Consider the following 14,878-nt stretch of genomic DNA (forward strand, 5'->3'; position numbering starts at 1 on the left):
TCGGCTCGGAGTTCACCTGCGACATGAGCAGCGCGCAGTCCGCCGCCGTCAGCCGGTCGAACCTGGCCCCGGCGCCCGGAGCCGGAGGTTCTTGCGTTCCCGGTTGACTTCGATTCCGGCAGCCTCCAGCTTCTTCAGGAAGTCCTCAAAGTCTTTCGGCCTTTCTTCCAGGGCCGCGTCGATTGCCCGGCGTAGCTGCTCCTGGAAGGAGGGCTGTTTCGTATTTCCCAGCCATGTGCCATAGTGGTCCCTGCTGGGTTTTGGATTTTCCACGATAGACAGACCGTGCTCCAGACACAGCTTGTCATTCATGCGCCGGATCGCCCAGGTAGAGCCCCAGAAGTTGCGGAATTTCCGGGTGCAGTCAAGGGCGGTGGAATTGATGATGATGTGATTATGAACATGGTGCTTATCCACATGGGTACACACCACAAAGGCATGATTGCCCTTTGTCAGTTTCAGTGCGAGCTCCCGCCCGATCTGGTTCGCTTCTTCCGGCGTGACTTCGCCGGGCTTGAAGGCTTGCCGGAGGTGGTAGGCGATCACATCATCCGCGCCCCGGTCCCGCCCGGTCAGGTTCAAATACTGCCGCTTGGAAAGAAGGAACTCCGCATCCGCGATTCGGGTATCACACTCATAGCCATAAATGAATTTTCCAAAATCCGTTTTCCGCGGATTCTCCACATAGTCAATGATGTCCGCAATGGCCGTAGACACATCCCGCCCTTTTCCCACATGCAGCGGCATTAGTCTTGTGGTTGCTATCAGGATCACCCCCTTGCCAAAATGAAAGAGCTGCCCGGAAGGACAGCCCTTGGTATGTATTCGTTATAGTGCCGGTGTATCTTTTTACTTTGGCATCCGCCCGCCGCATTTCCATAGTGCCATCGGGTGATGTTCAACACGCGAGAGAATATCAGCATCGTCAAACAAAAGGCCCGGCTGATAGTTTCCCTCTGCAAAAGCCTGCCAGAAGGACAGCTCCGTATCTTCCGGTTTTAGAATCGCGGCTAAATAATCCTTTACCTGTTTCTGCGCACAGGCCAGGTCAAAGCGTTCTCCACGGCGCAGCACCGGTGTAAGGTCCGTCCTGATTTTCCGTGCGGATATGCTGCCGATACCATTGAGGTCAAAGTATTCCGGCACGGTTTCCGAAGCAATCGCCGCGTAGAACATGATACACTTTCTGAAAAGCGGTTCCTGCGTCTCGTCAAACAATCCATACTTTTGCATATTGAACATATCATATAAATCCCGCGGGGCCGCCCGGTTTAAGAGGGCGACCGTCTTTGCGGAGAAGATTTCCAGAGGATCAACGTTTAATACTGTAAGCTCCTGATCGTTCCATGGCAAATAAACCGGTCTGCGGGAAACAGGCAGCACATGGCAGCGGAGCATATAGTTGATCTCAATTTTCAGGTTGTCTTTCATTCCTCCGGCATTCACATACTCGTACACGAAGGAATCCAGCGCGTGGTATTGCTTTGATTTCAAACTCAGCGTATAGCCGGAAGCCGCCATGTATTTTTGTATGTGTTCATTGATCTGCTCCCGCTCCGCTAGCATAGCTTCCCTTGATACATCCTTTGAGAAATCCAGGTCTATATCAACCGACAGGCGGGGCAGATCAAAAATCGTCAGATTGATCGCCGTGCCGCCTTTCAGGGCAAGGCTGTCCGCAAGCAACCCATCGCTTTCCATAAAAGAAAGAACATCCGCGAGGCGGCAGACTTTCTCAAAGGTGTCACGGACAAAGCCGAGTTCTTTGGCCTGCCTGCCAAGCGTAATACGGTCAAAGCGCATCATAATCAGTTACCCCCTTATTTATGATCGTTTTCAAATCTTTTGGAGCAAACAGTTTCCATCTGTTATGAAGGACAAAATCGCCCTGCTTTTCAAAGAGATAGGTTTTACTGGCAGAAGACCGTTTTTCACATTCCACAAAAAACGGTTCCGGTAAAGACAGTTCCTCTTTCCATGCTTCAAGAATAAATCCGGCCTTTTGATATAGCTGCGCCCGGCCATACAGTTCCAGCGCGTCAAGCAGTTTGCTGTAATCAAGCGAAGGAATCAGGAGAAGGCAGCGCAACAATTCTTCCAGGCCTCCGATTTTTTCAAAATCCGCTATACTGTCTATCACGGTCCGCTCTAAAGAAGTCACGCGGATGCCGGTGTCTGTTTTTATGATGTCCGTATTTCCCCGGCAGGCCATCGGACAGTAATTTACGCCGTCATAAGAGAACGGGCGGACGCGCTTTTGGGTGGTGAAGTACACATCATAAAAAACCTGGTTCGCATATCCGTAGTATTCAAAGGCGCTGTGGTGGGACACACAGGCATCGTCTGTCACGCGGGAAGCTATCTGGTAGCGGTTCGGGATCGCCTGTCCGGTTTCCATGCTGATGACCGCATATAGATTGCGGCGCACACGCTCGATATATCCTTTTTGCAGATAACTCTTTATCTGCCATACAGCGGAACTTTCTGATCCGGCGAGCTGCACCATATCATCATGTGTAAAACAGCGCAAAGCGGCAAGCTCTTTGTATCGTTCCATTGCACAGCCTCCTTTTTTGTTTTCATTATAACGCAAAGCAAGAGAAAATACAATGGTTTTGAACGGATTTAGAAATAATCGTTTTTTGAACTGCACGAAGCAATAGGGAAAGTATCTGTTTTGTGCGAATTTGAAAATGTATTAACGTTCCGGCTCTTTCCGTTTTGTTGGTGCATGTACGGCTGCCGTCCGCTCTGTACTCTGTTTTATGCCTTCGCGGATCGAGACTTTCTTCCCATGTTCCTTTGTATAATCGAGCCGGGCCTGCGTAAGAAAGAGATCGACAAGTCCGGGGTGGCTACGATCCACCACAAAGTAAACATTCCGATCTTGGCCGAAGCCGTCCGGGTTCTCGTAGACCGGAATGGTTTTCGCCCAGGCTTTGTTATCGCGGGAAATACGCCCATCCCAATCCTTTTGCCGGACCGTGCCCGCAAGCACATAAAACATCCGGTCATAACCGAATTGTTCCAAAACCTGAGGGTTGCAGTTGTCGCAAAATTTGCGACAACTACTGCAGACGGCAAACTTGAACAGGAAAGCAATTTGCATATTTTGCAATAATGCAGTTCAGGCCACTTAACATCGTATGCAAATAAAAAAAGCCACTCAATAGAGTGGCCTTGCATTCACGGTGGTGGAGACGAGGGGGATCGAACCCCTGACCTCTTGACTGCCAGTCAAGCGCTCTCCCAGCTGAGCTACGCCCCCGTGACGGGGAATACTGTAGGGGAAGTCTTTCTTTGATGCAAGGACTTTTTTAGGTTGAATCTCTTACTTACGGGTTTTCCTGGGACGGGGCAGAAATAATCACTCTTCGAGTGCTTATTTCTATCCACCGTCCCGATAAAACCCTGATGCGATAGACCTTACTTGTAGAGGTAAGCGATGGCGGTGCCGGTGTGGACTTGGATCTTGGCCGTACCCCTGATGACGTTGCTAATGCCTGTGTCGGCCAACAGACCCAGGGGACTGTGATCTAGCTCCCATTCTAGGCCGTGTTCGCTTACCACGGTGTTGGGGGCAATGGCAATGATGGAGAACGTCTTGCCATCGGCGCCCTCGATGGTCCACGACTCGCCTCCGTGAAGGATGCGGGCGACCACCCTGTCCTCGGCAATCCAGACTGGGGCGCCCTCGTAGCCCGCGAGCAGGCCCAGTACGGAAAGCGCCATATCAGGACGGCCGCCAGTGGCGCAGGTCGTAACCACTTCGGCACCCGGCCAGCGACGGCGGACGGAATCGAGCGCCAACGCTAGATCGGTATAGTCCTTGTACGGGTTGTGGCGTTCCACTTCAAAGTCCTCGGCTGCATCGACCAGAGCGCGCCCCTCATCGCTTACCGTGTCGGCATCCCCCACATACACGTCGCAGCCCAGTCCCGAGCCCAGCAGCGCGTCGAGCCCGCGATCAACGGCGACGACTTGGTCGCACTCCCCTGCTAAACTGCGCAATAGATCCGCGCTCGTTACCACGGGCGAGCCGCAGACCACTAATACCTTGCAAGCCACAGCACTCGCCTATCCCTCAAACGAAAGCACGCGGGCCAGATCCAGCTCCTCGTAGCTGTCGATAAAGATATCGCAGCTGGCGCGTACGTCGTCGCGCTTCATGCGGCCGTGCGGGTCATAGATGCCCACACGCTTAAAGCCGGCGGCGCCGGAGCTCTTAAGGCCAAAGACCGCATCCTCAAACACCCATGCGCGCTCAAACTGATGCCCATGGTGCTCCTCCAGACGGCGCAGCGCCAGCTCGTATACGTCGGGGAACTGTTTGGAGCGTCCTGCCTCACCCGTGGTGGTCACAAACTCCATGTACGCGTCGAGCCCGGCTCCCGCTAGCGCAGACTGCACCAGCTCGGCCGGCGTGGACGTAGCCACGCACATGGCAACGCCCGCCGTTTTCGCCTGCTCCAAAAATGCCAGGAGCCCCTCGCGCGGCGGCACCTTGGAGTACCCATCAATCAAAATCTCGCCCAGCTCGCGATACAGCTCCTCACCATTCGCACCAATGCCCCACGTATCGTGGTAGGCCTGGCACTCGTCCTCCAGCGAAAGATGCTCAAACTGCGCAAAATCATCGACCGTCACGTCAACTCCGTGGCGGTGCAATAACTCGGGCTGGGCATAAGCCCAAACGGGGGTGCTATTAACCAGTGTGCCGTCGCAATCGAAAATAAAAGCGACATTGTGAGCGGCGGTCTGGGACATAAACGAACCTTTCGATGTCAAATAGTAAACAACCTGCTAAAAACGTTTTACCAAACGTCAAACTAACAATCTTGAAACCCTATTTGGTAAAACTGTCAAGAGTTTTACCATCGCAATTCTGCCAGTGGTCTAAACATGGCGCTCGCCGATTAAACACCGCCGCAAATCCACTTTTCTCCATAAAAGTAACGAACAGGTGTTATCGTATTTCGTGCCGAAAATTCCACCGAGCACGCGAGGTGGAACGAATCATAGAACTATCGCCGTCCCTTCGATTCGTGCAGCCCTGGACCTTTCGCATCTAGTCACCAAGGCAACACGCTGCCGCGTCATGATGGGATCAAACGTGAGCGATACAAAGCTAAAGCCAGCAACCAAAAAGCCCGCTACCCGTAAGGCCGCCCCGCACGCACCGGAGCTCTCTAAGGACGATGTCTATCTGTTTGGCATTGGTATGTGGGAGCGCAGCTGGGAAAAGATGGGCGCGCACCCCGACACGCAGAACCGTACGCGCGGCTGGCGTTTTTGCGTTTGGGCGCCCGATGTAAAGAGCGTCCATGTCATTGGAGAATTTAACGGCTGGGATGAGGAAGCCAACCCGCTGGTCCCCATGCATACGAGCGCAATTTGGGAAGGCTTTATTCCTGGTGCCGAGCAGGGTCAGCTCTATAAATACCTCATTGAGACCAACGAGGGCGAAAAGCTCTACAAGGCCGATCCGTACGCCTTTAAGGCCGAGTGCCCTCCGGGAACGGCCAGCGTGCTGTGGACCATCGACGGCTACCAGTGGAACGACGCCGCATGGCTCAAGCGCCGCGCCGGCCACAACCACATGTCGCAGCCTCTTAACATCTACGAGGTGCATATTGGTTCGTGGAAGCGCCACGGCGACGCGCCGCAGGGCGAGCCCGACGAGTACGGCAACTATCCCGGCCCCATGGATCCCTTCCCCGCGCAGCGCGGCGAGTTTTATACCTACGACGACCTGTCGGTGGAGCTCGTGGACTACGTGCGCGACATGGGCTACACGCATATCGAGGTTATGCCGCTTATGGAGCATCCCTTCGATGGCTCCTGGGGCTACCAGACGACCGGTTACTACGCCGCCACGTCGCGCTACGGCAACCCGCAGCAGCTCATGCACTTTATCGATGCGTGCCACGAGGCGGGCATCGGCGTGATCATGGACTGGGTACCCGGCGGTTTTTGCGCCGACGCCCACGGCCTTGCCACCTTTAACGGCCACATGCTGTTTGAGCACGAGATTCATCCCAACTGGGGCACGCATAAGTTTGACTTCGCCCGCGGCGAGGTCCGCTCCTTCCTGGTCTCCAACGTCCTGTACTGGCTCGAGAACTTCCACGTTGACGGCATTCGCATGGACGGCGTGTCCAGCATGCTGTACCTCAACTTTGGCATCGACGATCCCGGCCAAAAGAAGTTCAACAAGTACGGTACCGAGGAGGACCTGGACGCCAGTGCGTTTATCCGTCAGGTCAACTGCGCCGTGGAGGCTCACTACCCCGACGTGATGATGATGGCCGAGGAGTCCACCGCGTGGCCGCTCGTGACCTACCCGCCGCAGGACGGCGGCCTGGGCTTTCACTACAAGTGGGACATGGGCTGGATGAATGACACCCTGCACTACATGCAGACCGATTTTCCGTGGCGCCCCGGCAACCACGGCCTGCTCACGTTCTCCATTATGTATGCCTTTACCGAGAATTTTATTTGCCCGCTGAGCCACGACGAGGTCGTGCACGGCAAGTGCTCGCTGATCGGCCGCATGCCGGGCGACTGGTGGCGCCAGTTTGCCGGCCTGCGCACACTGGCCTTCTACCAGATGACGCATCCCGGTGCCAAGCTCAACTTTATGGGCAACGAGATCGGCCAGTTTATTGAGTGGCGCTACTACGAGTCCATCCAGTGGTTCCTGACCGAGGAGTACGAGACCCACCGTCATCATCAGGCGTTTATCAAGGCGCTCAACCACCTGTACACCGCCGAGCCCGCTCTGTACGAGCGCGGCTACACCGACGACGGCTTTACCTGGATTGACGCGGACAACTCCAAGCAGTCCATCGTGAGCTTTGTGCGCCAGGGCGAGGACGTCGACGACGACCTGGTGATCCTGATCAACTTTGACCCGGCGAGCTACGAGAGCTTCCGCGTGGGCGTGCCGCGCGAGGGTGACTGGGAGGTCATCTTCGATTCCGACCGTCCCGAGTTTGGCGGCAGCGGCTATGCCGGCGAGGAGCCTTACACCTGCTCGAGCGAGCCCTATCCCTGGAACGGGCAGATGGACTCCATCGAGATTAAGGTACCCGGCCTGGCAGGCGTGGTACTCAAGCGCCGCGGTCCCAGCAGCTACAAGCCGCCTGTGGTCGAGGCCCCCAAGGCTGCGCCCAAGAAGCGCACGTCCTCGGTGAAGCCCAAGCCCGCGGCCGCCAAGAAGGCTCCGGCCAAGGCGAAGGCTGCCAAGCCCGCCGCCAAGGCTTCTGCCAAGTCCACCACGGCCAAGAAGGCAGCCACTAAAAAGGCTGCTCCCAAGGCCAAGCCAACTTCCGTTAAGTCGTCTGCTAAGGACGCGTAACAAAGCCATTACATCTGTAAATGCCCGCCCCACCGGGGCGTAGGATATATGTCATAACCGTTCCGGGAGAAACATCCCCGGGGGAAAGGAACGTATGAATAAGATCTTCGACAACAAGCAGGAGTTTACCGAGCTCTATCGCGATGCCGTCATGAGCATCAGCGGCAAGAGCGTCGAGGCCGCCAGCGACCTCGATCGCTTTAACGCCCTGGCTAAGCTCGTGGCCGAGAAGGCACGCACCGTTGCCACCAAGAGTGACGCCCGCGCGGCAGCCGAGGGCAAAAAGCGCGCGTACTACTTCTCGATCGAGTTTTTGATCGGCCGCCTGCTCGACAACTACCTGCTCAACTTTGGCGTGCGCGACATGGTCGCCGAGGCGCTCGACGACATGGGCTTCGACCTGTCCGTCATCGAGAACCAGGAGCCCGATCCGGCTCTGGGTAACGGCGGTCTGGGCCGTCTGGCCGCATGCTTCCTGGATTCCATGGCAGCCGAGGGCATCGCCGGCTACGGCAACGGCATGCGCTACCGCTACGGCCTGTTTAAGCAGGAAATCGTCAACGGCAGCCAGGTCGAGGCTACCGACGAGTGGCTCACCCACGGCTATCCCTGGGAGGTCCGCCGTCAGGACAAGGCCGTGACCATCAAGTTTGGTGGCCATGTTGAGGGCTTTGAGGAGGACGGCCGCACCTTCTACCGCACGGTGGACACGCAGGACATCCTGGCCGTCCCCTATGACATCCCCGTGGTGGGCTATGCCGGCGAGACCGTCAACAAGCTGCGCGTCTGGGCCGCCGAGCCGGTCGAGGAGCACTTCGATCTGGAGGCCTTCAACCGCGGCGACTATGCCCTGGCCGATGCCGAGCGCGCCGAGGCCGAGGCCATCAGCGCCATCCTCTACCCCAACGACGCCGGCGAGCACGGCCGTCTGCTGCGCCTGAAGCAGGAGTACCTGTTTGTTTCGGCCGGCATCTACAGCCTGCTCGACACCTTTGAGAAGGAGCACGGCGAGAACTGGGAGCTGCTGCCGCAGTTTGTGGCCATCCACACCAACGACACGCACCCCGCCATGTGCGGCCCCGAGCTCATGCGCATCCTCATCGACGAGAAGAAGCTCGAGTGGGACGATGCCTGGAACATCGTGACGCAGGTCGTGAGCTACACCAACCACACCATCCTGCCCGAGGCTCTGGAGAAGTGGCCCATCGGCACGTTCTCCAAGCTCCTCCCCCGCGTGTACCAGATCATCGACGAGATCAGCCGTCGTTGGCACGAGTCGTTCGACACCACGCAGGAGGGCTGGCAGGAGCGTCTGCGCCAGACCGCCATTCTGTGGGACGGCGAGATTCGCATGGCTAACCTGTCTGTGATCTGCAGCCATAGCGTCAACGGCGTGGCCAAGATTCACTCCGACATCATCAAGAACATCGTGCTCAAGGACTTCTATGCCCTCACGCCCGAGAAGTTCAACAACAAGACCAACGGCATCTCGCACCGTCGCTTCTTTGCCGAGGCCAACCCCACCTACGCCAAGCTCGTGACCGAGGCCATTGGCGATGGCTGGCTCAAGGACGCCTTTGAGCTGGAGAAGCTCAAGGAGTTCCAGAACGACAGCGAGTTCCTTAAGGCCGTGGGTGCCTCCAAGCGCGCTAACAAGGAGCGCCTGGCCGCCTATGTTAAGGCCGAGACCGGTCTGGTCATCGACCCCAACACCGTCTTTGATGTTCAGGTGAAGCGTTTCCACGCCTACAAGCGCCAGCTCATGAACATCATGAAGGTGATGGACATCTACAACCGTCGCATCGCCGATCCCAACTTCCACGTGACGCCGACGACCTTCATCTTTAGTGGTAAGGCTGCCTCGAGCTACACCTTCGCCAAGGAGACCATCCGCCTCATTAACTCTGTGGCCGAGGTCATCAACAACGATGCCCGCGTGAACGAGGTCATGAAGGTCTGCTTTATCCCCAACTTCCGCGTGAGCAACGCCCAGCTCATCTACCCCGCCGCCGAGATCTCGGAGCAGATCTCCACGGCCGGCAAGGAGGCCTCGGGCACGTCCAACATGAAGCTCATGATGAACGGCGCCATTACGCTGGGCACCCTCGACGGCGCCAACATCGAGATCGCCGACCTGGCCGGCCGCGAGAACGAGGCCATCTTTGGCCTGACCGCTCCCGAGGTCGAGCAGCTCTGGGCGTCGAACAGCTACTTTGCGTGGGATACGCTCAACGGCGACCGCGAGCGTCTGGGCCGCGTGATGGACGAGCTCAAGGACAACACCTTTGCGGGTCTTTCGGGCAACTTCGAGAGCATCTACAACGAGCTGATGAACAACAACGACCCCGATCTGGTCATGGCAGACTTCCGCAGCTACGTGGATGCGTGGGAGAAGCTCACCGGCAGCTACGGCGACCAGGAGACCTGGAACCGCAAGGCGCTGCTCAACACCGCCTCCTCGGGCTGGTTCTCGAGCGACCGCACCATTCGCGAGTACCGCGACGAGATCTGGCACGCGTAAAGGCGCGCGAGCTCCCTTATGCCAGCACGGCATTACTCGACGGGCGCGACCGAGCGCCGCGCCCGTCGCTAATGGGTTTAAGAACATCGATGACAGAAGGAGAAATCGATGAGTAAGAAAGAATGCATCGCGATGCTCCTCGCAGGAGGACAGGGCAGCCGATTGGGGGCACTCACCCAAAAGATCGCCAAGCCGGCGGTTAGCTTTGGTGGTAAGTTCCGCATTATCGACTTTTCGCTGTCCAACTGCTCCAACTCGGGCATCGACACGGTGGGCGTTCTGACGCAGTACCGTCCCTACCTGCTGCATGCCTATGTGGGCTCCGGCGAGGCGTGGGATCTGGATAGCCGCGACGGCGGCGTGTCGATCCTGCCGCCGTACGAGACGCAGACCGGCGGTGCCTGGTATGCGGGCACGGCAGACGCCATCACGCAGAACCTGGACTACATCAAGGCCAACGACCCCAAGTACGTCCTGATTCTTTCGGGCGATCACCTGTATCGCATGGACTACCGCAAGATGCTCAAGACGCACATTGAGAACAACGCCGACCTCACGGTGAGCGTTATGCCCGTGCCGTGGGAGGAGGCCAGCCGCTTTGGCATCCTGACCACCGACCCCGAGGACGGCCGCATCACCAAGTTCACCGAGAAGCCCGATAAGCCCGATTCGAACCTCGCGTCCATGGGCATCTACATCTTCTCGGCCGACGTGCTGATTGAGGCGCTCGAGGAGGACGCTCTGGACCAGCGCTCGAGCCACGACTTTGGCAAGGACATCATCCCCAAGCTGCTCGGCGAGGGCAAGCGCCTGTACAGCTACGAGTTCAACGGCTTTTGGAAAGATGTTGGCACCATCGCCAGCTTCCACGAGACCTCGATGGACCTGCTGGGCAACAACCCCGAGTTCGACCTCTTTGACAAGAGCTTCCCCATCATGTCCAACATCACCACGCGTCCGCCGCACTACATTGGCCCGGACGGCCGCCTGGACGACTGCCTGGTCTCCAACGGCTGCAAGATCTACGGCACCGCTCGCCACTCGATCCTGTCGACCGATGTCATCATCGAGGAGCGCGCCGTGGTCGAGGACTCCGTGCTGCTGCCGGGTGCGCACGTTAAGAGCGGCGCGCACATCTGCCGCGCTATTTTGGGCGAGAACTCCACGGTCGAAGAGGGCGTGAAGCTCGGCTCTGTCGATACCACCAAGGATACGGCCGTCGTTGGAAATGACGTCGTTATCGGGAAGGGGGAATGATCCGATGATCAATCGCAAGGCCATCGGTTATATCACCGCTAACTATTCTTCGACCTACGGCAGCGTGCTGCTCAAGGACCGCCCCATCGCGTCCGTTCCGTTTTTGGGCCGCTACCGCCTGATCGACTTCCCGCTGTCCAACATGATGAATGCCGGCATCAAGACCGTCGGCGTCGTCATGCCGGGCAACTACCGTTCGCTGATCGACCACGTGGGCTCGGGCAAGGACTGGGGGCTGGACCGCAAGAAGGGCGGCCTGTTCATGGTGCCCGGCAACGCGTATGGCACCACCAAGGGTGGCATGCGCTTCCTGCTGCGCGACATCATCTCCAACAAGACGCTGTTCCAGCGCTCGGACAAGCCCTATGTTGTGATGATGGGCACCAACATCATCTTTAACATGGACCTCAACACCATCATCGACGCGCACGAGAACTCCGGTGCCCAGATGACCGTGGTGTACTGCAAGGCCACGCGCAACGTCGATGACGAGACCAAACTCGACATTAACGAGAACGGCCGCCTGACGGGCGTGAGCGCCGGCGTCGTGTACGGCGATAACGCCTCTATGGACTGCTGCATCGTCAACCGTGAGACGCTGCTCGAGATCATCGACCACTACCAGGCCGCCGACTATCTGGACCTGCTCGAGGCACTCCAGGGCGACTTTGGTAACATCGACGTGTGCAGCTACGAGTACAAGGGCGAGGTTGTGGGCGTGTTTAGCGAGAAGTCGCTGTATCGCCGCAGCATGGACCTGCTCGACCAGACCGTGGCCGACCAGCTCTTTGACCCCGAGCGCCCGATCCTGACCAAGGCCCACGACGTGCCGCCTTCGCGCTATGCGACCGGCAGCCACGCGTGCAACTCGATCATCTCGGCCGGCTGCATCATCAAGGGCACCGTGCGCAACTCGATCCTGTCGCGCGGCGTTGTGGTTGAGGAAGGCGCCTCGGTGACCAACTCGATCATCAACCAGAGCTGCATCATCAAGAGCGGCGCCCGCGTTGAGAACGCCATCCTGGACAAGAACAACGTGGTTCCCACCAACACCGAGCTTCGCGGCACGCCCGAGAACATCCTGGTACTGGGCAAGGCTCCGTTAACTTCCGATACCACCATCGTACGTTAACGTTGGCACCGCAACATCGCTCGTAACATGTAGAATAGCCGCCCGGTTCGCGCCTGGCGGCTATTCTCGAATAACAACATGGGAGACAAAATGGCTGATTCCAGCAAAAAGATGCAAATCGTGTTTGCCTCGGCCGAGTGCGCGCCGTTTGTGAAGACCGGTGGCCTGGGCGACGTGGCAGGCTCGCTGCCTGCGGCGCTTGTGCGCGCCGGCGCCGAAGTCATCGTGATGGTGCCCAAGTACGCCACCATCAAGGACGAGTACAAGGCGCAGATGGAGCACTTCTCCGACTTTTACGTGAGCCTGGGCTGGCGCAATGAGTACTGCGGACTCGAGAAGCTCGAGCACGACGGCGTCACCTATATGTTCATCGACAACGAGCGCTACTTTGCGCGCGACTATCCGTACGGCTTCTTTGACGACGGCGAGCGCTTTGCGTTCTTCTCCAAGGCCATCACCGAGAGCCTGCAGCACCTGCCCGAGGGCTTTGAGTGCGACATCCTGCACTGCAACGACTGGCAGACGGCACTGGCACCCGTGTTCTTACGCGAGTTTTACCAGGGCCTGCCGCTGTACGACCGCGTCAAAACTGTGTTCTCGATCCACAACGTGGCGTTCCAGGGCCAGTTTAGCGACACCGTGATGGAGGACATCCTGGGTGTGGCGCATATTCCGGCGGCCGCCTCGCAGCTGCGTTGCGACGCCTGCAGCATCAACTACATGCTGGGCGCGCTGCGCTATGCCGATGCCATCACCACGGTGAGCCCCACCTATGCCAACGAGATCCAGACGCCCGAGTTTGGCGAGGGCCTGGACGGCGTGCTGCGCGAGCGTTCGTACGCGCTGCAGGGCATTTTGAATGGCATCGACGTCGCGGGCTTTGACCCGGCGACCGACAAGCGCATTGCCGCCAACTACACCGTGGAGGACCGCTCCGGCAAGGCCGTGTGCAAGGCAAAGCTGCAGGAGGAGCTGGGACTCGAGGTTCGCGACGACCGCCCGCTTATGGTTATGGTCACACGCCTGACGCGCCAGAAGGGCATGGACCTGGTCATGTACGCGCTCGACCGCATCCTAGCCGGCGGCGTGCAGGTGGCGGTGCTGGGCACCGGCGACCGCGACTACGAGGACGGCCTGCGCTACTTCCAGGACAAGTACCCCGGTACCATGGCCGCGCGCATCGAGTTTGACCCGGCGCTGTCGCAGCGCATGTACGCTGCCGCCGATATGTTCCTGATGCCTTCGAAGTTTGAGCCCTGCGGTCTGTCGCAGATCATCGCCATGCGCTACGGCACCCTGCCCATTGTGCGCGAGACCGGTGGTTTGAAGGACACTGTGATCCCGTACAACGAGTTTACCGGCGAGGGTACGGGCTTCTCGTTTAGCAACTTTAACGGCGACGAAATGGGCGACGCCGTGTTCCGCGCAGCACGCCTGTTCTGGGATAACCGCGAGGCCTGGGATCAGCTGGTCACGCAGGCCATGAGCCAGGACTTTAGCTGGACGCGCTCGGCCGATAAGTATCTGGACCTGTACTTCTTTATGCATCCGGAGATTAAGAGGCCGGCGGCGGTTGTCGACGACCCTGTGGTTGTGGCTGAGAAGGCTGAGGCCGAGCCCGAGCACAAGGCTGAGCCGGTTGTTGAGGCGCCCGCTGCTGTTGAGAAGCCCAAGGCTGAGGTGAAGGCTGAGGCAGCTCCCGAGGCTGAGGCTAAGCCGGCTGCAAAGCCTGCCGCCAAGAAGACCACGACGCGCAAGACGACGGCCAAGAAGGCTACGACAACCAAGGCCGCTGCCACCAAGACCGCCGCAGCAAAGACGACTGCCACCAAGACAACGACCACACGCAAGCGCACCACCGCAGCTGCCAAGAAGGCCGCCGAGGCCGAGGCTGCTCCCGAGGTAAAGGCCGAGGCCGCCGTCGAGGCCAAGCCGGCCGCTAAGGCTCCGGCCAAGACTGCAGCCAAGAAGACGACCGCGACCAAGAGCACGACCACCAAGAAGGCAACGGCTGCCAAGAAAACCACGGCAACGAAGTCGACGACAGCGAAGGCTGCCCCCAAGGCGGCCGCAAAGCCGGCGGCCAAGGTCGAGGAGACGCCTGCCGAGTCCAAGGTAGAGGCAACCGTCGAGGCCAAGCCTGCCGCCAAGACCACCACGCGCAAGCGCACGACGTCAGCCAAGAAGACCACGGCAAAGGCCGCAACTCCCAAGGCAGAGACTAAGCCCGCCGCTGCCAAGGAGGAGCCCAAGGCCGAGGTAAAGGCCAAGCCGGCGGCGAAGGCCGCCGAGGTCAAGGCCGCCCCGAAGGCAGAGGCTAAGCCCGAGCCCGCCAAGGAGACCCCGGTCTCCCCCGCCGCTCCGGCAGCGGAAAAGGCCCCGTCCAAGAAGACGTCCGTCCGCAAGGCAACGGCCACCCGCAAGCGCCGCTAGTCCGGACGATCCACAACCTAATCGTCAATAAACAAGGGGTGTCGTTCAGCGCGACACCCCTTGTTCTATATATGAGGTAAAACGATTTTCTAGCACAACCGTTCGCCGATAATGAGCGGCTGTAGTTTATACAACTAAAGTGCAACGATATACTTAAGTACTGTGCGTTAAGCCC

The 14,878-nt window shown here is 58.5% G+C and carries 11 protein-coding genes and 1 tRNA gene; 5 read left to right on the forward strand and 7 right to left on the reverse strand.

The features are described from left to right. Nucleotides 1–48: 48 nt before the first annotated feature. From ABCN01_RS04875 to ABCN01_RS04905, 7 genes are all read right to left on the reverse strand, one after another. Nucleotides 49–717: a relaxase/mobilization nuclease domain-containing protein gene (locus ABCN01_RS04875; RefSeq protein WP_425458730.1), complete on the reverse strand. Its 669-nt coding sequence runs from the start codon at nt 715–717 to the stop codon at nt 49–51. Between the two features lie 132 nt (nt 718–849). Further along, the gene (locus ABCN01_RS04880; protein ID WP_009249991.1) at nt 850–1,806 is read right to left on the reverse strand and encodes a nucleotidyl transferase AbiEii/AbiGii toxin family protein; all 957 of its coding nucleotides are present in this window, start codon (nt 1,804–1,806) and stop codon (nt 850–852) included. Further along, a complete protein-coding gene (locus ABCN01_RS04885) occupies nt 1,793–2,557 on the reverse strand; it encodes a type IV toxin-antitoxin system AbiEi family antitoxin domain-containing protein (protein ID WP_009249990.1) in 765 nt (254 codons plus the stop codon). The genes ABCN01_RS04880 and ABCN01_RS04885 overlap by 14 nt, the downstream gene beginning before the upstream one ends. Before the next feature lie 141 nt (nt 2,558–2,698). Beyond that, complete coding sequence (locus tag ABCN01_RS04890; RefSeq protein WP_342996223.1) at nt 2,699–3,109, reverse strand: DUF3849 domain-containing protein; 411 nt, start codon at nt 3,107–3,109, stop codon at nt 2,699–2,701. A gap of 83 nt (nt 3,110–3,192) precedes the next feature. Then, a tRNA-Ala gene (locus ABCN01_RS04895) sits at nt 3,193–3,268 on the reverse strand. 158 nt (nt 3,269–3,426) lie between these two features. Then, nucleotides 3,427–4,068: a thiamine diphosphokinase gene (locus ABCN01_RS04900; protein ID WP_342996224.1), complete on the reverse strand. Its 642-nt coding sequence runs from the start codon at nt 4,066–4,068 to the stop codon at nt 3,427–3,429. Nucleotides 4,069–4,077: 9 nt separating this feature from the next. Then, nucleotides 4,078–4,767, reverse strand: a complete 690-nt coding sequence (locus tag ABCN01_RS04905) for an HAD family hydrolase (RefSeq protein ID WP_342996225.1) — start codon at nt 4,765–4,767, stop codon at nt 4,078–4,080. A 331-nt stretch (nt 4,768–5,098) separates the two neighbouring features. On the opposite strand from ABCN01_RS04905, the gene glgB reads away from it, so the two are divergent. The 5 genes from glgB to glgA all read left to right on the forward strand — a co-directional run bounded on the left by glgB (nt 5,099) and on the right by glgA (nt 14,703). Beyond that, entirely contained in the window at nt 5,099–7,360 is a 2,262-nt protein-coding gene (glgB, locus tag ABCN01_RS04910) for a 1,4-alpha-glucan branching protein GlgB (protein ID WP_342996226.1), read from the forward strand. Between the two features lie 94 nt (nt 7,361–7,454). Next, the gene (locus ABCN01_RS04915; RefSeq protein WP_342996227.1) at nt 7,455–9,881 is read left to right on the forward strand and encodes a glycogen/starch/alpha-glucan phosphorylase; all 2,427 of its coding nucleotides are present in this window, start codon (nt 7,455–7,457) and stop codon (nt 9,879–9,881) included. A 108-nt stretch (nt 9,882–9,989) separates the two neighbouring features. After that, nucleotides 9,990–11,138 carry a glucose-1-phosphate adenylyltransferase gene (locus ABCN01_RS04920; protein ID WP_342996228.1) on the forward strand — a complete coding sequence of 383 codons (1,149 nt, stop codon included), beginning with the start codon at nt 9,990–9,992 and terminating at the stop codon, nt 11,136–11,138. A gap of 4 nt (nt 11,139–11,142) precedes the next feature. Then, entirely contained in the window at nt 11,143–12,270 is a 1,128-nt protein-coding gene (gene glgD / locus ABCN01_RS04925) for a glucose-1-phosphate adenylyltransferase subunit GlgD (protein ID WP_342996230.1), read from the forward strand. 90 nt (nt 12,271–12,360) lie between these two features. After that, on the forward strand, nt 12,361–14,703 hold the full coding sequence (gene glgA, locus ABCN01_RS04930) for a glycogen synthase GlgA (RefSeq protein ID WP_342996232.1): 2,343 nt from the start codon (nt 12,361–12,363) through the stop codon (nt 14,701–14,703). Nucleotides 14,704–14,878: the final 175 nt, after the last annotated feature.

It is taken from the genome of Collinsella aerofaciens, assembly GCF_039062365.1.
GTDB lineage: Bacteria > Actinomycetota > Coriobacteriia > Coriobacteriales > Coriobacteriaceae > Collinsella.

Bases quoted from the DNA above. Each gene is read 5' to 3' on its own strand.
- ABCN01_RS04880 (WP_009249991.1), bottom strand. From the start codon at position 1,806: ATGATGCGCTTTGACCGTATTACGCTTGGCAGGCAGGCCAAAGAACTC.
- ABCN01_RS04885 (WP_009249990.1), bottom strand. From the start codon at position 2,557: ATGGAACGATACAAAGAGCTTGCCGCTTTGCGCTGTTTTACACATGAT.
- ABCN01_RS04890 (WP_342996223.1), bottom strand. From the start codon at position 3,109: ATGCAAATTGCTTTCCTGTTCAAGTTTGCCGTCTGCAGTAGTTGTCGC.
- ABCN01_RS04905 (WP_342996225.1), bottom strand. From the start codon at position 4,767: ATGTCCCAGACCGCCGCTCACAATGTCGCTTTTATTTTCGATTGCGAC.
- glgB (WP_342996226.1), top strand. From the start codon at position 5,099: ATGATGGGATCAAACGTGAGCGATACAAAGCTAAAGCCAGCAACCAAA.
- ABCN01_RS04915 (WP_342996227.1), top strand. From the start codon at position 7,455: ATGAATAAGATCTTCGACAACAAGCAGGAGTTTACCGAGCTCTATCGC.
- ABCN01_RS04920 (WP_342996228.1), top strand. From the start codon at position 9,990: ATGAGTAAGAAAGAATGCATCGCGATGCTCCTCGCAGGAGGACAGGGC.
- glgD (WP_342996230.1), top strand. From the start codon at position 11,143: ATGATCAATCGCAAGGCCATCGGTTATATCACCGCTAACTATTCTTCG.
- glgA (WP_342996232.1), top strand. From the start codon at position 12,361: ATGGCTGATTCCAGCAAAAAGATGCAAATCGTGTTTGCCTCGGCCGAG.